This window comes from Bacteriovorax stolpii (assembly GCF_002872415.1).
Lineage (GTDB): Bacteria > Bdellovibrionota > Bacteriovoracia > Bacteriovoracales > Bacteriovoracaceae > Bacteriovorax > Bacteriovorax stolpii.
In genome coordinates this window covers 2,652,659-2,673,284 of record NZ_CP025704.1, presented here as the reverse complement: position 1 = coordinate 2,673,284, position 20,626 = coordinate 2,652,659, and the positions used below count along the sequence as shown (strand labels likewise).

Annotated in this window: 23 protein-coding genes; 16 read left to right on the top strand and 7 right to left on the bottom strand. The window is 41.1% G+C overall.

Annotated features, from left to right (window positions below):
• Position 1: 1 nt before the first annotated feature.
• The 8 genes from C0V70_RS13160 (at position 2) to C0V70_RS13125 (ending at position 4,796) form a co-directional block, all read left to right on the top strand.
• Entirely contained in the window at positions 2-631 is a 630-nt protein-coding gene (locus tag C0V70_RS13160) for a 2-hydroxychromene-2-carboxylate isomerase (protein WP_102244324.1), read from the top strand.
• 2 nt (positions 632-633) lie between these two features.
• The gene (locus C0V70_RS13155) at positions 634-1,191 is read left to right on the top strand and encodes a peptidylprolyl isomerase (RefSeq protein WP_102244323.1); all 558 of its coding nucleotides are present in this window, start codon (positions 634-636) and stop codon (positions 1,189-1,191) included.
• 40 nt (positions 1,192-1,231) lie between these two features.
• The gene (locus C0V70_RS13150; protein ID WP_102244322.1) at positions 1,232-1,714 is read left to right on the top strand and encodes an FKBP-type peptidyl-prolyl cis-trans isomerase; all 483 of its coding nucleotides are present in this window, start codon (positions 1,232-1,234) and stop codon (positions 1,712-1,714) included.
• 110 nt (positions 1,715-1,824) lie between these two features.
• Positions 1,825-2,685, top strand: a complete 861-nt coding sequence (locus C0V70_RS13145) for a hypothetical protein (RefSeq protein WP_133566610.1) — start codon at positions 1,825-1,827, stop codon at positions 2,683-2,685.
• Between the two features lie 13 nt (positions 2,686-2,698).
• On the top strand, positions 2,699-3,154 hold the full coding sequence (locus C0V70_RS13140) for a 6-pyruvoyl trahydropterin synthase family protein (protein ID WP_102244320.1): 456 nt from the start codon (positions 2,699-2,701) through the stop codon (positions 3,152-3,154).
• Positions 3,155-3,162: 8 nt separating this feature from the next.
• Positions 3,163-3,813 carry a GTP cyclohydrolase I FolE gene (gene folE, locus C0V70_RS13135; RefSeq protein ID WP_102244319.1) on the top strand — a complete coding sequence of 217 codons (651 nt, stop codon included), beginning with the start codon at positions 3,163-3,165 and terminating at the stop codon, positions 3,811-3,813.
• A gap of 104 nt (positions 3,814-3,917) precedes the next feature.
• Entirely contained in the window at positions 3,918-4,385 is a 468-nt protein-coding gene (locus C0V70_RS13130; protein WP_208107734.1) for a nuclear transport factor 2 family protein, read from the top strand.
• A gap of 87 nt (positions 4,386-4,472) precedes the next feature.
• Positions 4,473-4,796, top strand: coding sequence for a hypothetical protein (locus C0V70_RS13125; protein WP_102244317.1), 324 nt, complete (start codon positions 4,473-4,475; stop codon positions 4,794-4,796).
• Here the strand turns inward: C0V70_RS13125 and C0V70_RS13120 are convergent, their stop codons facing one another.
• Both C0V70_RS13120 and speD read right to left on the bottom strand, forming a co-directional pair.
• Entirely contained in the window at positions 4,797-5,825 is a 1,029-nt protein-coding gene (locus C0V70_RS13120) for a serine/threonine protein kinase (protein ID WP_102244316.1), read from the bottom strand.
• Positions 5,826-5,856: 31 nt separating this feature from the next.
• Positions 5,857-6,633, bottom strand: a complete 777-nt coding sequence (speD, locus tag C0V70_RS13115; protein ID WP_102244315.1) for an adenosylmethionine decarboxylase — start codon at positions 6,631-6,633, stop codon at positions 5,857-5,859.
• Positions 6,634-6,764: 131 nt separating this feature from the next.
• Here speD and speE point away from each other — a divergent pair, with 131 nt between their 5' ends.
• The 6 genes from speE to C0V70_RS13085 all read left to right on the top strand — a co-directional run bounded on the left by speE (position 6,765) and on the right by C0V70_RS13085 (position 12,497).
• Entirely contained in the window at positions 6,765-7,658 is an 894-nt protein-coding gene (speE, locus tag C0V70_RS13110; RefSeq protein WP_158649683.1) for a polyamine aminopropyltransferase, read from the top strand.
• Between the two features lie 282 nt (positions 7,659-7,940).
• Positions 7,941-8,690 carry a hypothetical protein gene (locus C0V70_RS13105; protein ID WP_102244313.1) on the top strand — a complete coding sequence of 250 codons (750 nt, stop codon included), beginning with the start codon at positions 7,941-7,943 and terminating at the stop codon, positions 8,688-8,690.
• Between the two features lie 30 nt (positions 8,691-8,720).
• Entirely contained in the window at positions 8,721-9,992 is a 1,272-nt protein-coding gene (locus C0V70_RS13100) for a hypothetical protein (protein ID WP_102244312.1), read from the top strand.
• Position 9,993: 1 nt separating this feature from the next.
• The gene (locus C0V70_RS13095) at positions 9,994-11,331 is read left to right on the top strand and encodes a hypothetical protein (protein ID WP_102244311.1); all 1,338 of its coding nucleotides are present in this window, start codon (positions 9,994-9,996) and stop codon (positions 11,329-11,331) included.
• 253 nt (positions 11,332-11,584) lie between these two features.
• On the top strand, positions 11,585-11,854 hold the full coding sequence (locus C0V70_RS13090; RefSeq protein ID WP_102244310.1) for a hypothetical protein: 270 nt from the start codon (positions 11,585-11,587) through the stop codon (positions 11,852-11,854).
• A 193-nt stretch (positions 11,855-12,047) separates the two neighbouring features.
• Positions 12,048-12,497: a hypothetical protein gene (locus C0V70_RS13085; protein WP_102244309.1), complete on the top strand. Its 450-nt coding sequence runs from the start codon at positions 12,048-12,050 to the stop codon at positions 12,495-12,497.
• A gap of 58 nt (positions 12,498-12,555) precedes the next feature.
• Here C0V70_RS13085 and C0V70_RS13080 read toward each other — a convergent pair whose 3' ends face one another.
• Positions 12,556-13,833, bottom strand: a complete 1,278-nt coding sequence (locus tag C0V70_RS13080) for a Fic family protein (protein WP_102244308.1) — start codon at positions 13,831-13,833, stop codon at positions 12,556-12,558.
• Between the two features lie 180 nt (positions 13,834-14,013).
• Here C0V70_RS13080 and C0V70_RS13075 point away from each other — a divergent pair, with 180 nt between their 5' ends.
• Positions 14,014-14,853: a DMT family transporter gene (locus C0V70_RS13075; RefSeq protein ID WP_102244307.1), complete on the top strand. Its 840-nt coding sequence runs from the start codon at positions 14,014-14,016 to the stop codon at positions 14,851-14,853.
• A gap of 53 nt (positions 14,854-14,906) precedes the next feature.
• On the opposite strand, the gene C0V70_RS13070 is transcribed toward C0V70_RS13075, so the two are convergent.
• The 4 genes from C0V70_RS13070 to C0V70_RS13055 all read right to left on the bottom strand — a co-directional run bounded on the left by C0V70_RS13070 (position 14,907) and on the right by C0V70_RS13055 (position 19,070).
• The gene (locus tag C0V70_RS13070) at positions 14,907-16,022 is read right to left on the bottom strand and encodes a hypothetical protein (RefSeq protein WP_102244306.1); all 1,116 of its coding nucleotides are present in this window, start codon (positions 16,020-16,022) and stop codon (positions 14,907-14,909) included.
• 114 nt (positions 16,023-16,136) lie between these two features.
• A complete protein-coding gene (locus tag C0V70_RS13065; RefSeq protein WP_102244305.1) occupies positions 16,137-17,189 on the bottom strand; it encodes a hypothetical protein in 1,053 nt (350 codons plus the stop codon).
• A gap of 77 nt (positions 17,190-17,266) precedes the next feature.
• Complete coding sequence (locus tag C0V70_RS13060) at positions 17,267-18,142, bottom strand: hypothetical protein (RefSeq protein WP_102244304.1); 876 nt, start codon at positions 18,140-18,142, stop codon at positions 17,267-17,269.
• Between the two features lie 16 nt (positions 18,143-18,158).
• The gene (locus C0V70_RS13055) at positions 18,159-19,070 is read right to left on the bottom strand and encodes a TIGR02147 family protein (protein ID WP_102244303.1); all 912 of its coding nucleotides are present in this window, start codon (positions 19,068-19,070) and stop codon (positions 18,159-18,161) included.
• A 315-nt stretch (positions 19,071-19,385) separates the two neighbouring features.
• Here C0V70_RS13055 and C0V70_RS13050 point away from each other — a divergent pair, with 315 nt between their 5' ends.
• The gene (locus C0V70_RS13050; RefSeq protein ID WP_208107735.1) at positions 19,386-20,603 is read left to right on the top strand and encodes a class I SAM-dependent rRNA methyltransferase; all 1,218 of its coding nucleotides are present in this window, start codon (positions 19,386-19,388) and stop codon (positions 20,601-20,603) included.
• Positions 20,604-20,626 lie beyond the last annotated feature (23 nt).

The following is a 20,626-nucleotide window of genomic DNA, read 5'->3' as shown; positions in this document are numbered from 1 at the left end:
AATGAAAAAAATAGAATTCTATTTTGATTTTCTTTCTCCGTATTCATATGTCGCCTGGACATGGGTGAGAAGCCAGTCCTACGACTTTGACTTTATCCCGGTGAGTATGCCAGGGATCATTGCGGCCTACGATACAAAGGGGCCGGCGCAGATTGAACCAAAAAGAAACTATCTTTTCCGCGACCTTCTTCGTTTTACAAAACTCAACAATGTCCCTTTTAATACACCGGCACAACTGCCGTTTAACTCGCTTTATGCTTTAAGGCTTTCGCTTTTAGGCTCAGCGGGAGACAAACAAAAGGAAATCATCGATGCTATCTACAGAGCGGGCTGGGAGCACGGTCTGGATATTGGAAGTGATGATGTTTTAAAGACGGTGCTTAAAGAGCATAATCTCTACAGCGATGAGCTGATCGAAAAGATGGAGAGCAAAAACGCCCGCATCGAATTAAAACAAAACAATGAAAAGGCCCTTCAGCGCGAGATTTTCGGCGTGCCTAGTTTTGTGGTGGATGGAGAGCTCTTTTGGGGAAATGACTCTGTTAAATATCTTGAAATGTACTTAAATGGAATGGACCCATTAGATAAAGAAAAATACGAACAGTTTCTTAAAAAATTTACACCGAGGTAAAAATGAAGATGTTACTTGCAGCTCTTTTCACTCTGGCAAGCGTAAGTGCTTTTGCCGCTAACCCAAAGGTCGTTATCAAAACATCAAAAGGGGAAATCGTTGCTGAGCTTTTCGAAGACAAAGCTCCTGTTACAGTTAAAAACTTCCTGACTTACGTAGACAAAGGTCACTACAAGGGAACTATCTTCCACAGAGTCATCGACGGATTCATGATCCAAGGTGGGGGATTTGATAAAGACATGAAAGAAAAAAGCACGGGAGCATCGATTAAGAACGAAGCGACTAACGGATTAAAAAACGAAGTGGGAACGCTGGCAATGGCAAGAACTCAGGTCGTAGATAGTGCGACAGCTCAATTCTTTATCAACGTGGCAGACAACGCTTTTCTTGATCACCGCACAACAAACGAAGCTGGTTATGGATACGCTGTATTCGGGAAAGTGATTACTGGTATGCCTGTGGTAAATCAAATTAAGAGCGTAAAAACAGCAGTGCGTGCACCTTACGAAGACGTGCCTGTTGAGCCGGTAGTTATTTTAGACATCACTAGAAAGAAATGATAAGTTAAGCCACTAGCAGAATTAACAATACGGGGATTTTATGCAAGTTCAAAAAAACAAAGTCGTAGCAATCGACTATAAACTAACAGACGCAAAAGGTGCTGTGATCGATTCTTCGGCTAACCACGGACCACTTTACTACATCCAGGGGATTGGTAACCTAATTCCAGGTCTTGAAAAAGAACTTGAAGGTAAAAATGCCGGGGACAATATTAAAGTAACAATCGCAGCGAAAGACGGTTACGGTGAAAGAAATGAATCTCTTTGCCAACAAGTTCCTCGTTCACAATTCGAAGCTTCAGAAGGCCTAGAAGTTGGAATGCAGTTTGAAGTTGAAACTGAGCAAGGCGAGCTCATCGTTTCTGTAACAAAAATCGATGGTGAGACTGTAACTGTAGACGGGAACCACCCTCTAGCAGGTGTTGAACTTCACTTTGACGTTACAATCAAAGAAATCAGAGATGCGAGCGCTGAAGAGCTAGCTCACGGTCACGTACACGGACCAGGCGGACACCACCACTAATGACCTACCTTAAGACCTTCCTCCCTTATTTATTTGGAAATAAAAGAGGAAGGTCTTATGAACTTCCCCAGTCTTTGGATTGGGGGAGTTTGAGTTTTGAAGAGACCCTCATGTTCCATACTATGCAGGGTACCCAGGACGAATTCACCAAGACGCTTTCAGACCTCACTTCCAAACAAGTTTTTCATCTTTTAAGTTTCAGAGAGCATTTATCTCCTGAGTTTTTAGCGAGCTTAAAGGCGCGCTTTCCTCATGAGCATAAAGTTTTCTTCGATGCCTTAAAGGGCACTGTTTTATCAAACAGGGAAGTGCAGGAGCTGCTCGATTACAAAACTCATCAGCTCTCTTTATTCGCTTTATTCTCAAACGACAGAAGTAAACCAGGACGTCTTTTTATCAGGAAGGCCGATGGCCATTTTTACACAAAAAAAAATGGGGACCTTTGGTCTGTGAGAGTGCTGGCGACTTCAGGAAGGGGACTGCCGTTTAATCATTCCAACGGGGCCACTCCTTGCGGAGTCTACACCGTGGATTCGGTCATGCCGGAGGCCAATAAAGAATACGAGTTCGGGAAAAACCGCAGGCTGATTGTGAACTTTCTAAAGACTTCACCGGGTGAAGAGAACATTAAACAGTTCTTGCCTAAATCTCAGAGATCCGGCCTTTGGTGGGCCCCTTCAATTGTTGGACGTGAATTAGGCCGAAGCCTGCTTCGAATCCACGGCACGGGAAGGGTCAACAAGAATCCTTTTAGCTCGTATTTTCCAATGATTCCAAGTTCGGGTTGCTTAACCACAACAGAGCGCACTTTTTTAGGTATGATCAAGATCAATGATCAGCGCTTACTTTTAGATGCCTTAATGGACTCGATGGGACTTCCCAAGACCTTCGAAAATGAGTCGAAAATTCACGGTCTCTTGTATGTCATTAACTTCGATGGTACATATCAAGCACTTGAATTTAAAAGCTAGCTAGAAGGTTCACATGTATATTTCAACTAAAAGATTTACAGGTTATCCCTGTACTCACCGCCAATGGCGTGATGAAGGACACTGTCGTTTTGTTCATGGTTACTCTCGCGAGTTTTCGTTTTGGTTTAAGGCCAAGACTCTCGATGAGAAGGGCTGGGTTATGGACTTCGGTGGATTCAAAGAATTTAAAACGTTTTTAGACGATACGTTCGACCATACTTTTTTGGCAAACGCTGATGATCCGGAACTTCCTCTCTTTGAAGAAATGCACAAGAAGGGAATCGTAAAACTTCGCGTGCTTGAAAGTGTAGGAATGGAAGGGACATCAAAATTCCTTCACCAGAAAATGAATGAATACTTAGATAAAAAAACAGGCGGCCGCGTGTACTGCTTTAGAGTAGAGACGAGAGAGAATGAAAAGAACTCAGGCCTTTATGAAGAAGATAAAAGCGGCTTTTCGGCCGTATAGGAACTACTATGATTGATCCAAAGAAAATTTTAAAGAAAGTTACTCCAACTCCAATGATTGCCAACGACCTTACGGCCGCGGAGAAAAAAGAAAAGATCACAGCTCTTTTCACTGAGATCATGGAGACGTTAGGACTTGACCTTAACGACGACTCACTAAAAGAAACTCCTCACCGTGTAGCCAAGATGTATGTGGATGAAGTTTTTTATGGTTTAGAGTCTTCTTCTTTCCCAAAGATCACTGTTGTCGACAACAAGTTTGAATACGACCACCCGGTTATGGAAATCAACATCGTGACGAACTCTCATTGCGAGCACCACTTTGTTCCCATCATTGGAAAAACTCACATTGCTTATATCCCAAACAAAAAAGTTCTGGGACTTTCAAAACTTAACCGCATTGTCGATTACTTTGCCAAACGTCCCCAAATTCAAGAGCGTTTAACCCTACAAATCCACCAGGCCTTGGTAGAGATTCTTGAAACTCAAAACGTGGCGGTAGTAACAGATGCAATGCACGCGTGCGTAAAGACCAGAGGGATTAAGGATGTGACGTCGATGACGAGAACATCGAAGCTTTCAGGGGTCTTTTTGCAGGACAGCTCGCATAGAGCAGAGTTTATGAGCGCTATCCCGAGAGTTCAGGAAGTGATTTACTAATCTCGTCATGAGATTGTACGAAAATCCGTATAGTGTTTCCTTGTATTGCTAGCTTATCGCGAATCCCGATTCGTATTAAAGTTATGACTAACCAAGGAAACACTATGAACTTAAAAAAGCTTTTCATCGCCACACTTTCTGTCTTTGTCCTTTCCACATCACTTTATGCTGAAACTCTACAAGAGAAGAATAAGAAGCTGGTAGTGGATTTTTACGAACTGGCCTTCAATAAACACAAACCCACTGAAGCTGCCAAAAAATACATCGGCAACAAATACATCCAGCACAACCCACACGTTCCCAACGGGGCTGAAGCCTTCTATAATTACTTTGAAGGGCACTTTAAGAAGAACCCTGAATCTCACGTCATTATTAAGCGCGCCCTCGCGGATGGCGATCTGGTGGCCTTACACCTTCATAGCAAAGAAAATAAAGCAGACCTGGGGCGTGCGATCGTGGATATTTTCCGCGTAGAAAACGGCAAGATCGTCGAGCACTTCGATGTTGTTCAAGAGGTTCCAGCAAAGACTGCCAATGGGAATACAATGTTTGAGGGCGATAAGGAAAACTAGGCCCAAACTGTAATTTTTACACCAAAACTTGTGTCTTTTCTGGCACAAGCTACAATTCTTCCACACACAAACGCCTGGAGGAATTCAATGAAAAAACTAATGCTGGCACTTGCCTTAACTGTAACTGTTTCTCAAGCTCACGCCCTACAGGCAATCGCTGGAACTTATATCTCTGGAAGCCTTGGAGCTTCAACTATTGGCGGAATGACCACTTCAGGAAAAGAGTGTGAAATCATCGTATGTAAAGAAGCGGCCCAAGTTCTAAATGATAGCCAAAACTATATCCAGTCTGGTGAAATGTCGGCCTTCTTGTCTGGAAAAATTAAAAACGTTCAAGCTGTTTATGCAGAAATGTCTGATGAAGAGGCCCTGGATGCTCTTATTCAAGACGCTGAAGGTATTTTAAAATAATTATTCGTAATCGTGGTGGCTTCGCGACAGGTTTTCTAGATAGTAAATCTGCTCGCGAAGATCACTTATCTGTCCTTCCCAATACGATGGTGATTCAAAAAACGGAAAGGCATTTTTGAATGCCGGATCGTCAAAGCGTTTTGCAATCCAAGCAGAGTAATTGATCATTCTTAGAGTGCGCAGGACTTCCGTGAGTCTTAGCTCTTCGTAGTTAAAGTCTCGCATTGAAGTGTAACCTTCAAGCAGTTTATTGCGAAGGTTGTTAGCGTAGTCATCTCGGCCAGGAAGAAGGAGCCACATATCCTGAACCGCAGGACCCACTACCATGTCATCAAAGTCAATCAGGTTAAAGACATCGCCGCGTTTAAGGATGTTTCCAAGGTGGCAGTCACCGTGAATCCTATGAGTCGTGATGTTTTTAAAAGAGTCTTTAGTGAGGTTGTAAATAGTCTCTAAAGTCGTTTTGTAAGTCATCTCGAAGTGAGAAGGAACGATCTTTTGTCCGACTAAGAAATCCAGGTTTGATTTTAAGTAAATATCAGGAGTCAGGTGTAGGCGGTGTTTGGCCTTCTTCATGCTGCCGACATTGTGAAGTCGCGCTAGAAGTCTTCCTACTTGTTCGATCTCTTCATCGGTAAATTCATCGGGAGCACGTCCACCTTGCTTTGGAAAAACGGTATAAAAGAGTTCAGGTTCGGGGAGAGTGAAGAGGGTTTTCTCCTCAAACTCCAAAGGAGCGATAACTGGAACTTCGAATTCTTTTAGGTCTAAAAGAAAATCGTGTTCTTCTTGTATCTGTTCTTTAGTCCATCTTCCAGGGCGGTAGAACTTAATAATCTTTGAGTGCTCACTTGGATTGTCCGAGTCGCTTTCGATCTCCACTTCGTACACGCGGTTTTCCATCGAGTTCATAGTGAGAACACGGCCGGTAGTGCGAAAGCCCAGTTTTTCAACGGTGTCTAAGACGAGGTCGGGATTGAGTTCAAAGAAGAATTGAGTGGCATTGGTTCCCCAGAGATTTTTTGTCATAAGAAGACTCCTTTCCTCTGGGGAATTATCCTTAGTGGATCATGTGGTAAACTTCGATCATCTCTTTTCTTAGAAGTTCCATCTTAGCTGGAACGTCTGGATGATTGGCGTCTTCCGGGTGCAGAAGGTAGTTGGCCGCTGGAAGTTCTTTAACCATGAATTTCGACTGCCAGATGTTTGATTGTGGCATGTTGATATCTGAAGCAAATTGGAATTGCTCTTTGATTTCCGGCTTAATGAATTCCTGGATCGAGTTGAACTTCTGGTCGTTATAAATCTTCTTTCCGTTTTCTAGACGAGTGTAACCACGAACAACGTAGTCAACGTAGACAACGTCGCACTCGAATGCTTCGAATAGGTAATTGATAGCGTTTAGAGGGATAATCTCTCCACAAGTCGCTACATCAAGGTCTACGCGGAATGTGCAGATCCCGTTAGGGTCTGAAGCGTCCGGGTATGTGTGAGACGTGATGTGCGATTTATCTAAATGCGCTTTTACTGAAACAGGAATCGGCTCTCCGCCACCCTTGATGTCAGACATCAACGTCATCGTAGAAGCTCCAACTGGATCGTAATCCTGGATTGAAACAGCGAGGATATTGGCCTGGATAATTTCTACGATTCTCTCAGCGATCTTTTCAATTTTTTTGGCACTGTACTTATCGTGAATATACTTTACGTATTCTGCTCTTTGCTCTTCATCAAGAGCGATGCAAAAATCATAAAGATTGAAACTTAAAATCTTAGTCAGATTGTTAAAACCAGATAATTTAACTGCTTGCCCGGGAGCTAATTTTGACTCAAACATTGCGCTAATTTCCTATTAAAAAAAGTATTGCGTATTTAAATTTCACGAACTATCTATGTGTCACAGTTTGCCCCTTGTGACAAATGGAATCTTTATCTCTTAACAGAGATAAAACACAATATTGGAGAGTTATGACCACTGAAATCAATGAAAAAAACCCAAATGAACTGCTGATTGAAAAAGATTGGTATTCTGAGCGCTATTTCCATAAAAATGTGGCCACTTCTTTCAAAATAAAATCCATTTTGCACTCGGAAAAAAGCCAGTACCAGAAGATCGACGTTCTGGACACGCACGGTGTTGGACGCCTGTTACTTCTCGATGGAAAAACGATGGTCAGTGACCACGATGAATTCGTCTACCACGAAGTCATGGGGCACATCCCATCGATGGTTCACCCGGGAATTAAAAACGTTTTAATCATCGGAGGTGGTGACGGTGGGATTGTTCGCGAGTACGTAAAGCACCCGGAAATCGAAAGAATTGACCTGGTAGAAATCGATGAGCGCGTAATCGAAGTTTCAAAAAAATATTTCCCTGACTGTACATCTGGACTGTCGGATAAGCGTGTAAACGTTCTTCCACAAGACGGAGTAGAGTATATCAAGAATCACAAAAACTTCTTTGATGTTATCATCATCGACTCAACTGACCCTGAGGATTTTGCAGCAGGATTATTCACAAAAGAGTTTTACTCTCATGTCTATGAGGCGTTGACAGAAAACGGAATCATGATGGCCCAGACGGAAAACCCATTCTACGACGAGTATGGGATTAAGTCGTTCTACGACAATCTTCGTTCTGTGTATCCAGTAGTAAAATCATTCACTGGTCCAATGCTAATTTACCCAGGAGTTTTCTGGACATTTGCTTACGCTTCAAAGGGACTTATTCCAACAAACTTCAATGAGTCGAAGATCCCTCATATGAAAGAGCTGGAAAAAACTCTGAAGTGGTACAACATGGACTGGCACAAAGGTGCCTTCAATCTTTCGAATATTCATAAAAGAGTGACTGGTTGTTAATAAAAAAGGCCCTCTTTGGAGGGCCTTTTTTTTGCCCAAATGCTGTCTAAAATTTAGGCACATGTCTATTTTACGATTCCCTAGTCAACACTAAAAAGACCCTAACTATTCATTATTTATCATTTTTATATTCGGCAAGGGATGTGCAGTGCTGACTACAGTAGGCTAGAAAAATTACATCCAAGCTGGGTCTCAATTGAGACTGGTTTGGAATTGTATTAAGTTTCATACGAACACAACAACGAACACGTTTATATATTTTTGGAAAAAAAGGAGAACCCCATGAACTTTAAAAAAATGACAATCATTCTAGCTTTCAGTGTTTTAAGCTCAAGTGCATTCGCTGCCGGATTCTTAAAAGAAGGTGGATACCTTGGTGCTCATAATGGTGACGATAAAGTTAACCTTTTAATCAAGCCAGCTCCAGGCCGTGATGGTTCATTCTTTGCGGTACTAATGAAAGACGCTAAAAAAATCTCTTTATACTTAGTAGATGAAATCAACTCAAGCTCATACTCAATGACTCCGCTTGAAGTGACTAAAGATGGCGAAATCGGTGTAGTTAATGATGACCCGAGCTTAGTTATCTCATCAGCAAAAAACAATAAAGGACAAGACGTATTTAAAATCATGAGTGCAAACTCTTCAAACAACGCAGGCTTCACTGGATTCTTTGAATTCGCAGGGAAGACTTCAAAAGTAGCATGGCTGGAAATTGATGGTGGTGAGTATAAGACTGATGAGGCAGCAAACGCTCTTCAGATCTCACAAGTTGACCAGAAAGAAAGAGAAGCTACGGCCGTATTCTTAACTAAAGACATCAACGGGACATTCACTTTAAGAGAGAAATTCCCTTCAATGTACCTGATTAATCAAAACTCAGTCCTGGCAACAGGAACTAAGAAAAACCAAATCCCAAGTGCGATTGCGGTTTTCCTTGAGAAGAAAGGTAGTTTCGGTAGCAAGTCGACAGAAATGATTCTGATCAACCCGAAAAACGATACAGACCTTAAGACTTTTACACGTAAGTAATTATTAAATTGATTGATTGGAATGAATGTTATGAAAACAAAAAATATAAAAATGAATAAAGCAATGGCCGTATTGGCAGTAATTGCAACTATCTCATTCTCACAAATGACGATGGCACAGGAAGAAATTAGTCTTCCGGTGATTACTAAGCCAGCGATCCTAGAAGAAGGAACGCAAAGAGAGCTAAGCGCTTCTCAAGTTGCAGAACTTTTACCATGGGCCAAAGACTCTAAAATCTTTTTAAGTGATTTATTGGATAACGTTCAAACCCTGGCGCCTTCTGATAAGGTTGACCACCTGGTAGAAGGAATCAAGTCAGTAGTAGGTGAGAGTGCTCCAAAGAACTCTGAACTCTTAATGAGATACGCTCTTAACCGCGGTCTGGTTATCAATGATATCCTTATTCGCGAAGTTGAGGCCAATTCAGTGGGAATGGTTGATGTTCAGTTAAGAGTTTTAAAGGCCTCTATCCTGATGGCCATTAAGTATTACGACCAGGATATGGAAATGATGTCAAAGAAAGCTAAGACTTCTTTTGCAGCTTTCGGTTTAGACTATTACGATTTCCTATCAGAGCTAAATAAATCGGTATTCGATGCTTCAGCTCAATACAGTTTTCAAAGAACAGCGCTTGAGTTCCTTCAGTGGGATCTTTACCGCGACCTGAACAATACCGTTTATGCTAATCAGATCGTTAAAATTAACAACGGTCTTAAGACTTTCCCGACGAAAAAATTAACGGACTCACAGTCGATTGCCCTTATTCGCCAAATGAAGAGCTTGGCAAAACAATTGAAAGTGACAAAAGAGATTCCTGCTACGCCTGCAAAAAGCCCGCAAGAGTTTGAGGCGCTAATGGCAAAGAAGATGCTTGTAAGCTCAATTGATGAAGGTGTGATGTATGCAGTCAAAGCAATGGAATTGGTTTCAACTCCAACGGAATTTTTTAGAGCAATTTCTCCAGAAATTACAAACCCAAATGCAAACTACACAAACGCTTTAGCGGCAGTTGGATATAATTCTCGAAATGTACTTCTAAAAAATTCAATGACGAGAGTTGCAGATGTACATAAGTTAGCTTCAATTCAAGATAGCGTGGACAACATTATTGTCATTACAAGAGAGTATACATCATCGGTCAGGACAGCTGCAGAATTCCTGGCACTTTACTCATACACAGTTAGTAATCCATCGAGTTATTACAAATCAGAGTTGAAGCAACTTACGATGGCCAACATGAGTTACTTTATGGGCCTTAATCCAACAACAGAAGAAAGAAACACTTTATTAGGACGCTTTTAATATGAAAACAACATTAACAGTATTAGCACTAACATCACTTCTGGCAACAGGTGCCCTTAAGGCCGAAGAGATTTCTCTTCCGGTTATTACCAAGCCAGCTATCCTGGAAGAAGGGACACAAAGAACCCTGACTCAAGCGCAGATCGCTGAGCTTCTTCCATGGGCCAAAGACTCAAAATTATTTTTGATCGATCTTATGGAGAATATCCAGGGATTAACGACGAGTGATAAAATTGAAAGACTTGCTGATGGGATCGCATCAGTTGTAGGCGAGAGCGCTCCAAAAAACTCTGAACTACTGATGAGATATGCGCTTAACCGCGGGCTGGTTATTAACGACATCCTTTCAAGAGAAATGGATGCAGACGCAGTTGGCTCTCAGGACGCTAAACTTCGCGTTTTAAAGGCCTCAATTGAAATGGCAATCAAGTACTACGAGACAGATTTGGCCATTTTAGAGAAGAAGACGACAGCTCCTTTTGTTATTTTTGGTCTGGATTACTTTGACTTTTTAAATGAACTTAATAAATCAATCTTCGATGCTTCTGCTCAGTACAACGTTCAAAGAACAGCGCTTGAGTGGCTGCAGTGGGATTTATACCGCGATTTAAACAACGCGAGCTACGCTCCACAGATCGTAAAGATCAACAACAGCTTAAAAACTTTCCCGAATAAAAAAATCACGGATGCTCAATCAATTGCCAACATCCGTTTAATGAAAAAAGTTGCTCAACAACTAAACGTAAAATCAACACTTACTAAGTTGGAAGAAGAAAGAAGGCTGGCAATGGCGAAAAACGATGAAGAACGTCGTTTAATGATCGCTAAAACAGAAGCGGAAAAAGAGCGCATCAGAAGAGAGGCAGAGCTAGAAAGACTTCGTGGAAGCAGGTCTTTAGTTGATATTGAAAAAGTTAAATCATACACATCTTCACTTAACAGTGGAGGATGGGAGACGCGTAGAGAGTCAGCTAACCAGCTAGGTAACATGGTGGGAAGTGATGTCACTTTAGCTCTTTTATCAAGACTAATGATCGAATCAGACTCTGATGTTATGAACGCTATTATGAGATATTTGCCAGCGAGAATTGATTCTCCAAGCTACATTATGAAAATTGATTCTCATGCCAACCATAGAGCGCAGGTCATCAGTATTCTGTCATCGGCATCTCGTAGTGGTGGATGGGAAAAGAGAAGAACTATTGCTAGACTTGTCGGAAATATTCCTACGATTGAAGCTTACCGCTTATTGAGTTCTTGGCTTCAGGGCGAGTCGGATTCAGATGTTAAGAATGCGATTGTGGCTTCTATGGGAGCGATTGAGAGTGCTTTAAAATAAGAAATTGATACTTTGAGAACATAGTTATTAAGGCCGCCTTTGGGCGGCCTTTTTGTTTTTATGTATTTTGTCTTTCTAACTTCAAAGTAACTAACAAGCGACCTTCCACTAATTTTAGATTTTTATTCAAAATCGATTAACTTGATCAATTCTTGAGCTTAACTATACCGATGTGAGCTTAGAATAATTTTTAATTAGAGCTAATTATTTAGATTCAAAAGGTTGGATTGTTGTGAACTCTAGAGTGTTTTATATGGGGTGGGTCGTAATTTTCTTTGTTTGTTTTGAAATGAATTTTTCTCGTGCTTTCGCTAATTCATCAGATGTGGCAAATGCGATTGAATGGCTAATTTTAATTGCTGATGTGAAGGTCGATCCTGGAAAAAGTGTAGAACTTGAGAGACTTAAAAATAATAAACCAATAAATGTTTATATCACTTATAGCATTGATGATATTCAAAGCTGTAAAAAAATGCCACAGATGTCTTTGCCTAATATAACGAGTTCTAAGTTTTCTTCTTAGTGTAAGGCCATTGATGAGCTAAAAAAGATTACAAGTAAGCATAGGGGAAACACTTTATTGATCAATTCTATTTATTCTGGTTGCGACTTACCAAAATATAATCCAGTTGCTTATTACTGTGGTGAGCAATGAAGCAGCGAGGGATAATAGCATTTTTTAACTCAATTTTGGCACTCAGTTGCAAGAGGTTGTAATGCTCAAAAAATTTCTTGCAAAAAGAATAGAAAATTTTAATTTTGTGAATAATTCATTAGTAATTGATATAAATGGCGAGAGTTTGTCTTTATTGCCAGGAGACGTCAAAGATATTTTAATTAATAGAAGCGATAATAGTATTGTTGTAGTCTTTGGTTTCGATAAGGTGATAATTAATTTAAAATCGCAAGAAAGGCTTGAACTTTTTGCTTCTAATTTGTCTTACTTTTTTTCAAGAGAAGAATTTTTAAGATTAAAAAGAGGTTTGATACAAAAGTTGTTATTGGGCAGTTTTGTGATTTGTCCTATTGTTCTTTATGTTTACCTTAATCATTTTGAAAGATTCAGTGCAGTTGTTTACTTTTTAACAGGAATTTTTTTATATAGTGTAATTGCCACGTTTTTGCATGTTAAAGATTTAAACAGGTTTTTCAAGTTTGAATTGTAAAATACTTCTTATGGTGTAGGCACCGCTTAAGTAAAAGTGTGTAGGAGCCCTTGCAGAACTAAATCTTCAGAAGCCCTCGCGCCTTTTCCAAAGCAAGCTCAATCTCACTCCCAAAAGGTCTCGAGAGAATTTGAATAATTTCTTCCGCCGCGTATAGGCGCTGGCGGTTTTCCGTTTGCCGGTATCGAATAATCTTTTTTTCGAGCAATGAGTTGATTGCATTGTCCGCAGCAGTTCTCTTAACACCTAATTCCTTCTCTAAAATGGCTGAAGAGATAATTGGGTAATGCAGAAGTAGTGTTAAAGCTCTTTTAGGTGCAGATTTTTCTCTGAAGCCAGATCGCTTGTTCCAGACTTCCGGCATTTGATGAATGGTCTCCCTTGTTTTTTTCGCTTCAAGATCGGCCTCAATAATGGCCTCACATAAAAATTCAATCAGTGGGTTGTAGTTGAGTCTCTTCTGCGCCTCTTGAAGGGCCTTGGTATAAGAATCTTTATACTCTTCAACATAACCTGAAAGATACAATGGTGAGTTTCCAGCGCAGATCATCTGCAGTGGCCAAAGTGCTCTTCCACATCTTCCGTTTCCGTCAGTAAAAGGGTGGACAGCTTCAAAGTGAGAATGGGCAATTGCAAGCCTCACTGGCAAACTTAATCCTCCGCCACCGGCATCACCCATGATGGCGAGATTGGCATCGGAAAGCCATGTGAGAACTTCATTTAAAGTGCGAAGAACTTCACTAGGAGGGGCCGGATTGTAAAGTGAGTTTTCTTTTCTTTGTCCACCACCAATGATGACAACGCTTCCTGGTTCTCCTTCGGTTCTAAGTTTTCCTGGAACACCTTTAGATTTTGGGTCATGTTCAACGATTTGTTTGTGAATTTCTTGAATGAGTTTTAAATTGAAAACACTCTCTTTTTTCTTCAGTGTCTCTTCAATCATTTCTTCCAAAATCTTCGCATAGCTTCGAACAGCTTGATGTTCATTTTTACCTTCATCAGCATCTGCAAGATCTCCCGGAGTTAATGCATGATCAATTGTTGACCATGTTCCCTCCAGTCGAGATGATTGAACGACTTCTCGTCTTACAAAAAGATAATTAACGAGTTTGTCGAGTTCACTCATTTGCGAGAAATGTGGCAGGGCCGACAGGACCTTCAGGGCCTTTGAAATTGATGAATAGGGAAGCTTCTTTGTGTCTAGCTCTTTGGGAGGAGCCGGAGGGACAATGAAGAAAATGTTTTGCCATTCTGGATGATTAATCTTTGTAATACCGAAGCCCCGCTTTAGGGTAAAAGGCTGTTTTAGGGATTCCTCTAACTCTTCGATATTCATTAGTTTTCCAGAAAAAGGTGGTTTTTGATCTCTTAAAAACCATGTTATCACAATAAGGTGGTTTTTTAAGGATGAGAAACCATGTTAATTAACAAAACCTCATAAAATCAAATAAGTAGAGTTCACGAATATAAAATCTTAATTTCTTTTTTAACCTAAAGAACATTACAATCTCCCAATATGTTCATCGAAATGTTCTGGGCCATCGGCATCTTCTCCTTTGTCCCTTTAGTTATTAAATTTTGCTCGGCCAATCCTTTTGCCATGGGGTTCTTTCGTTTATCAGTGGGAACTTTGTTGGTCTCACTTTATTGGCGAAAAAAAATCAACTGGAAAGTCTATAAAGAAAAAGACGCCTGGAAACTTCTCTTAATCGGTGCAACCTTTTTTTGTCATTGGATCACATATACATTTTCTGTAAAACTTGGCTCGCCCTCGATGACTGTTTTAGGGATGGCGACATATGGAATCCAGATGATTTTTTATGGGGCCTATTTTTTAGGCTATCACGTAAGACCAAAAAATATTTTTTGTCTGCTTTTGATTTTGGTTGGTGTCTTCTTTGTGCTTCCGAGTTGGGATTTAAACGATAAAGGGACTATCGGTTTTACTCTGGCCCTCATCAGTGCTTCTTTTTATGCAACAATTCCCATTCAACTTCAAAAGGCCCACATTTTTAATATGGAAACGAGAACCTTTGCTCAGTTTTCAGTGGCGTTTTTAGGTTATGTCTTTTTAGTCCCTAATGCCAATTGGGGAGAGCTAGTCTTTATCGACTGGATGGGATTGCTTTTTTTAGGGGTTTTAGGGACCTTTGTGGCCCATTCTTTGTGGTCGAGGGTTGTGGCCCATGTTCCAACGACGACCTCTGGAATCGTCTATTACATCATTACGCCGACAGCGATGTTTCTCTCTTGGCTTTTACTAGGGGAGACGTTGAGCTCTAAACAGTTACTAGGGGCAGGGATTATCTTGAGTGGGGCGATTATCAATATGCTGAAGCTTCCTAAAATCCAATAAACAAGGCCCGGGTTAACCGGGCCTTGTAAAGTCTTTTATTTTTTGAGCAGTGATTATTCAGCAACAACCAGGATGCGAGAAACAAGAGCATTTCCACCTCTTGATACAAGCTCGATTGAATCAGCGTAATCTTCAACAGTCACGAAGTAAGAAGGGTCTCTTCCTGGCACGTAGATAGTTCCTTTAACATCTCCGTTAACGACTACATCAAACATTGCATCGTTTCTGATTCCTTCTGCGCTGATGATCAGTTTTTTAATGTAACGTCCAGAGTTTAGTCTTACTTGTTGAGTTGTCCCGCTGTAAAGAGTGATTGATGATCTTAGAGCGTCAGTCGTTTTTGGTTGCGCTTCACCGTAAGAGTCGTTGCCGTATGAAGCACATCCCTTAGCTGTTGCTCTTTTTACTGCACCAACAAGCTCCTGAACAGCGACGAATTCGTCAGCGTAAGAAGCGCGAGTGTTCAGGTAGAAAGCGATATCTTGAGAAGCTGTTTCAAGGGCCTGGATTGTACAAGCGTATCTCATAGCAAAGATCGACTCAGAAAGATCGTTTGCCATTGCTTGAGTTGTCACTCTTAGAGCTGTTAGAAGAAGCGTTGGGCTTCCGATCGGGTAGATTGTTCTTCCATCTTCAGTGCTCATTGTATCTAAAACCATTTTTACTTGTTCGCTAGCGAAGTTAACAAACAGTCTTTCGAATTGAGCGTTTGAAGCGCTTACGCGAGAAAAAGCACTTCCAGTCTGGAAGTATGGGATGTCCAGACGGTTAGAAACATTTTCAATGAACAGGAAGTAGTTAAATAGGAAGTGGTTGATCGCTCTTGTCTTTTGTTTGCTATCAGCTGTTACTTTTAGTTCGTTTAAAAGAGTGATCCCTCTTTGGATTGCTTTTGAAGTAAGAGTTTGAGCGTAACGAGGAGAGATTCTGTTAGCAGCATCTACCAGACCTTTTTCAAGGATCGCTGCTGATACACCAGGGTTTCCTGCTTGTGCTTCGATCTCTGCCTGACGGTAAGCATTTTTTAATACCGAAAGACGGTCGCGACAGAAGCTTGAAACTGAATCGTATTCAGTTGCCGTGTTTGTTTTGTTGATCTTTGTTTCTGCCATTAGTGGGCTAGTTACCATTAGTCCTACAAGTCCAAGAATCATAAGTGTGTTTTTCATTTTTTTCTCCAAGAAAAGTGTTTTTGTTGTTGTGTTGTTTTTACCAATTCCTATAGTTTTTTCAATTTATCTTTGTTCATCGTGCACATTTTGAGCTGACATCAGTCTGCACTGTTATCGCCCTAATTTCACTATGATAGCGCTTACTCCCTTGGCCTTCGAAGGAGCAGACTCGCTCACTTCATAAGGAAAGCCATTTGAAGCGTAAAAAATAGCAAAATTTCCTATCGGCATTTTATATTTCGCTAATTCTTCCAGAGGCAGCTTATATGAGCTTAGCACTGGCATAGTATCCATCAGTGTTTTAAACTCTTCTGCACTCTGAACTTTCTTAAAGCGAGGAGAGATATCTCCAGGGTAAAGAAAGTATTTGTTCCTCTGGGAGATATTTGTAAATTGCATTTGATTGTGAACTTTCGCCACTTCAAAACTGATTGCGCTCTCTGAGAAGTCGCGACACTCAGTGGCTGAGAGATTCAATTCACCAAGAATTTCGTCAATGAGAAATGAGCCTTTGAGTTGATTTTTTCCTTCTGTTAATTTCCAGAAAAATGACTCTTTCCCGCAGTGAGAGTAAAGGTAGTAGAAGTAAAGTTGATTATGTCCATATTGAGCTGGGAATTTTTCTTCAGGAGAGTATTCGCCATAAAGTGAAGTCATCGGGTCATTGATGGCCGCATACAAGTTCATTCCGTTTAATTCACCAGTGGTGATGAATTCAAAAACCTGGGCCATTCCTTCGCGCACCCATGGAAGTTCATCTGGATTGATTGAGAAATGAATAGCATGATAAATTTCGTGGGCCAGTAGTGCTTTAATCCCATTTGAGTAGACTTGCACTAGCTGGACTTGAATAACTTGCTCAGAAGTATCTTGAGGGACAAAAAGACCGTCTCGTCCAGGCATATCCGTTAGGGAAATTTTAATTTTTAGATCCTGGATTTTGGCAAAAATATCGGCCGGGATTTTTTTTCTCACATCGCGGTCGATGAACTGAACTAGTTCCTGAGTTCTTGTGATAAGTGCGTTTTGTTGAGTGGTGCTCATGTCGGAGAAGATTTGTTTATCGATAGAAAAACGCACGAAGCCTTCCTGTGCCGATACTGCGGCCGGGATAAGGGTCATGGCAAAGGCCATGAAGAAGGCTAAGAGTTTAGTTGATTTCATTCCCCCATTTTAGGGAATTTTAGGGGGAAATAGGGAAGGCCTGGAATATTTACCAGGCCTTTTTAAAAGTGTTTAAATTATTGACAGCTTTCTTGAAGTCTTAAAGTCTTTGAAATCCTTTTGATTTCAGAAGCCGTGTAGGTAAGGGCCTGTTTTTCGTCTTCAAACATTTCCTTGTTCCCTTGGTCGTAAGTCTTTAGGGTCTCGTTTAAGATCTGTAGGTCCGAAATAGCACAGCTAAAGCGGTAGTTCCATAAAGACTCATCCAGGTCACTTGCCGTTGCCGCAGACAGGGTTAGGGCCACTTTAATCACCGAGCGAGCGTCACCCACAGGTACCGTCTGGACTCTGTCTCCCAAGCGCACTTCTTTAACCAGAGTGTTTAGAATCCAGTCTAACTGAGTTGAAGCGTAGATAACAAAGTTTTCCTCAAAACGAGCTGCTCTTTGATCCATGTTCTCGCTATCTGCGTCCATGAACGGGATCTTTCCATTCAGGTCCAGGTTTTTTGCTACTGTTTCAATCATAAAATCGTAGTAGCTGTTTAAGATATGGTTTGCCGCCATGGCCTTTCTTTCAGTATTTCCACCAAGAGTCGCTCCCAAGTGGTTTGAGATTGTCAGACCGCGAGTTAAGCTCTTGTGTAGGAATGTATCTTTAGCATTGTTTCCGCTTTGTAGTGCCTGGATAATCCCGTCAGTAAGAATTTTATTGGCGATGTTGTAGTCACCAGTGTTGTCCAGTTTTAAGCGTGCTTTGTCTCTGAAGTTTCTTAGAAGACTTGTCTGACCTCTGCACCATGTGGCCAGGTATTCAGAACCGATGTTTCCACCACCGATATTTGTTCCGCTTCCTTTTGAAACTTTTGTCGCTCCACCTTCGCGCTCAACGCGTGCTTCTGCTGTTAGAGATGTACCAAGAACCAGAGTAAGGATAAGTAATGTTGTTTTCATGTGTGTGCTCCTCAAATTATTCTAAAGTCGTAATATGGTTTAATTGGATTCCTAAGTTTAGTACGCAGTCAACTTTGGCATTGTTCGTGGCATACTTGTTCATAATATGCTCTCTGAATGCCTTAACTTCTTCTCTGATTTTGTCGAAGTTTTCTTTATCTGTTGCCAGGACTACACAGCTCGCCGAGCGGTTAGTGTAAGCGTCTTCGCTCAACGTTTCTTTTGCTTTATCTAAAAATTGTGAGTGAAGGGCATTCACCACAGTGTAGTTCATTGAGTTGTCAGTAAAGTTGATCAAGTCATCAGTCTGGATCAATTTCCCGTTGGCATCGCGGCCTAAAAGCCCTAGCGTGATCAGGTCATTGATAGCTTCGATGATTTCTTTTTTTGCTACTTTATTTCTTAGCTTTTTAGCGATGAAATCGTAGTCTTCTTTAAATGAGTCAAGAGACACAAGCTCTCTAATCGCTACCATGTACCATTGAGAGAAGTAGTTGTACTGTGACTTTAATAGTTCAAACGCAGGAGAGGTTTTACCTTTCATGTTCTTATTGATGCGTTCGAAATAAAGGGTCTTTTCTTTTTCAGTTGTCGCCTGGTTGTAGTGAACCAGATTCTCAAAGTGGAAAGTTTCTTTCTCACTTAATTTTAATGTACGAGCGAAACCCAGGATCGTAGAAGAAGAAAGATTTCTTTTTCCGTTCATGATCAAGTTGAAATATCCACGAGAATTCTCTCCGAAACCAGCTTGTCTTACGTAGGCAGTTGCAGAGTACTTAGAGTTTTTTGTCTGGATGTGCGCCAGAGAGTCCGAAAGGAAAGCCCTATAATCCACATAATCATAGATCACGGGCTTTTCATTCTTCGGTTGAATGGCAGTGGGGGCTGCCGATTCGTGTGTTGTTGTGTGGGGCTGTGTGTGTTCCATTTTCTTTTACCAAATGTTCAGTTTTAATCTGTCTGCAGTTTAATCCCTCTCCAAAAAAGTCTCCAGAGGTTGTGTAATTTTTATGTACGTCTGTAGTCAGCACTCATGGATTCAACCTGCAATTGTAAAAACCTTTATTTATTAGTATGTTAGATGTCCTTTTAGGCGACTGAGAGATGCTTTAAAACTGCCAATTGAAGCCTTTGATGATAATATTTGTCGTCGTTGGCCGGTCTTTTAAAAGACCCTTAGTTGCCGTAGGTCGTGTTTTAGACTAAGAAGAAGACTCATTATTTTTGTATATAAGGAAAGCCCGTGACTAAGACTCCTTTAGTGAATGTTCCAGACAGTGCCATCCCTGAAATTCAACTGATCCGCGATGTGAATAAACACCTTCTGCGTGGACACAGATGGATCTTTGCTGACTGCTTTGATGGAAAAACTCCAACAGGGCTCGCGGTTTTAAAATCGCGCAAAGACTCGGTCGCCATCGGTCTGGTTCAGGCCGACACTCAACTTCGCTTTAGACTTCTGTGTTTATGTGAAGAGCCTTATGTCCGCATGAATAATTTAAACCACACAGTCCTTGCATGGAGTGAAATCCAGCTGCAAAGAGCGATGGCCCTTCGCCAGGGCTTTAGAAGTGAAGCTACTAATAGTTTTCGTCTGGTCAACGGAGAAGGTGACGGGATGCCGGGATTGATCATCGACGTTTATGATCACACTGCAGTTATCAAGCACGATCACCCGGTGATGGAGCGTTTTTATAATCATGCAGGAATCGCGCAGCGCCTGCAGGAAGAAATGCCTTTTATCAAAAATGTTTATTACAAAAGAAGAAATGATGAAGAAGTGAAGGGGATGGATATTGTCGGTGCCCTTCAGCCGGAAGTACTTTTTAAAGAAAATGGAAGTTTTTTTGCCAGCAATATTAGAGATGCTGCTAAGACCGGATTCTTTTTAGACCAAAGAGATAACCGCAAACTGATTTCTCAGTTTTCAAAAAATAAAAGCGTTTTAAATCTCTTCAGCTACACTGGTGGATTCTCCATTTTTGCCGCTCACGGTGGGGCCAGTGAAGTCACGAGTGTGGATATCGCCAAAGCAGCGATTGAAGCTTCTAATAGAAATTTTGAAGTTAACGATCTTAAAGTTAAGCACAATGCGATCGCTGATGATGCTTTCTTATTTATTGATGAGCAGATTAAAAACAAGCAGAAGTGGGATTTAGTTATTACAGACCCGCCAAGTTTTGCTCCCAACCAAAAAGCAGTGGAGACGGCAACAGCCGCTTACACTAAAGTTTTTGCTAACTCTCTCAAGCTGGTTAAAGGCAATGGACTTTTTGCTGCCAGTTCTTGTTCAAGCCATATCAGCACCGATAAATTTCTCGATATCTGTCGCGAGTCTTTTTCGAAGACTAGAAAAAAAGGGACACTAGTTTATCTAGGCGGACAGCCTTTTGATCATCCTTACCCGCTGGCAATGGATGAACTTCGTTATTTGAAGTTTGCTCTTTTTAGAGTGGATTAGGAAGCGATTCTTGATTTATGAGT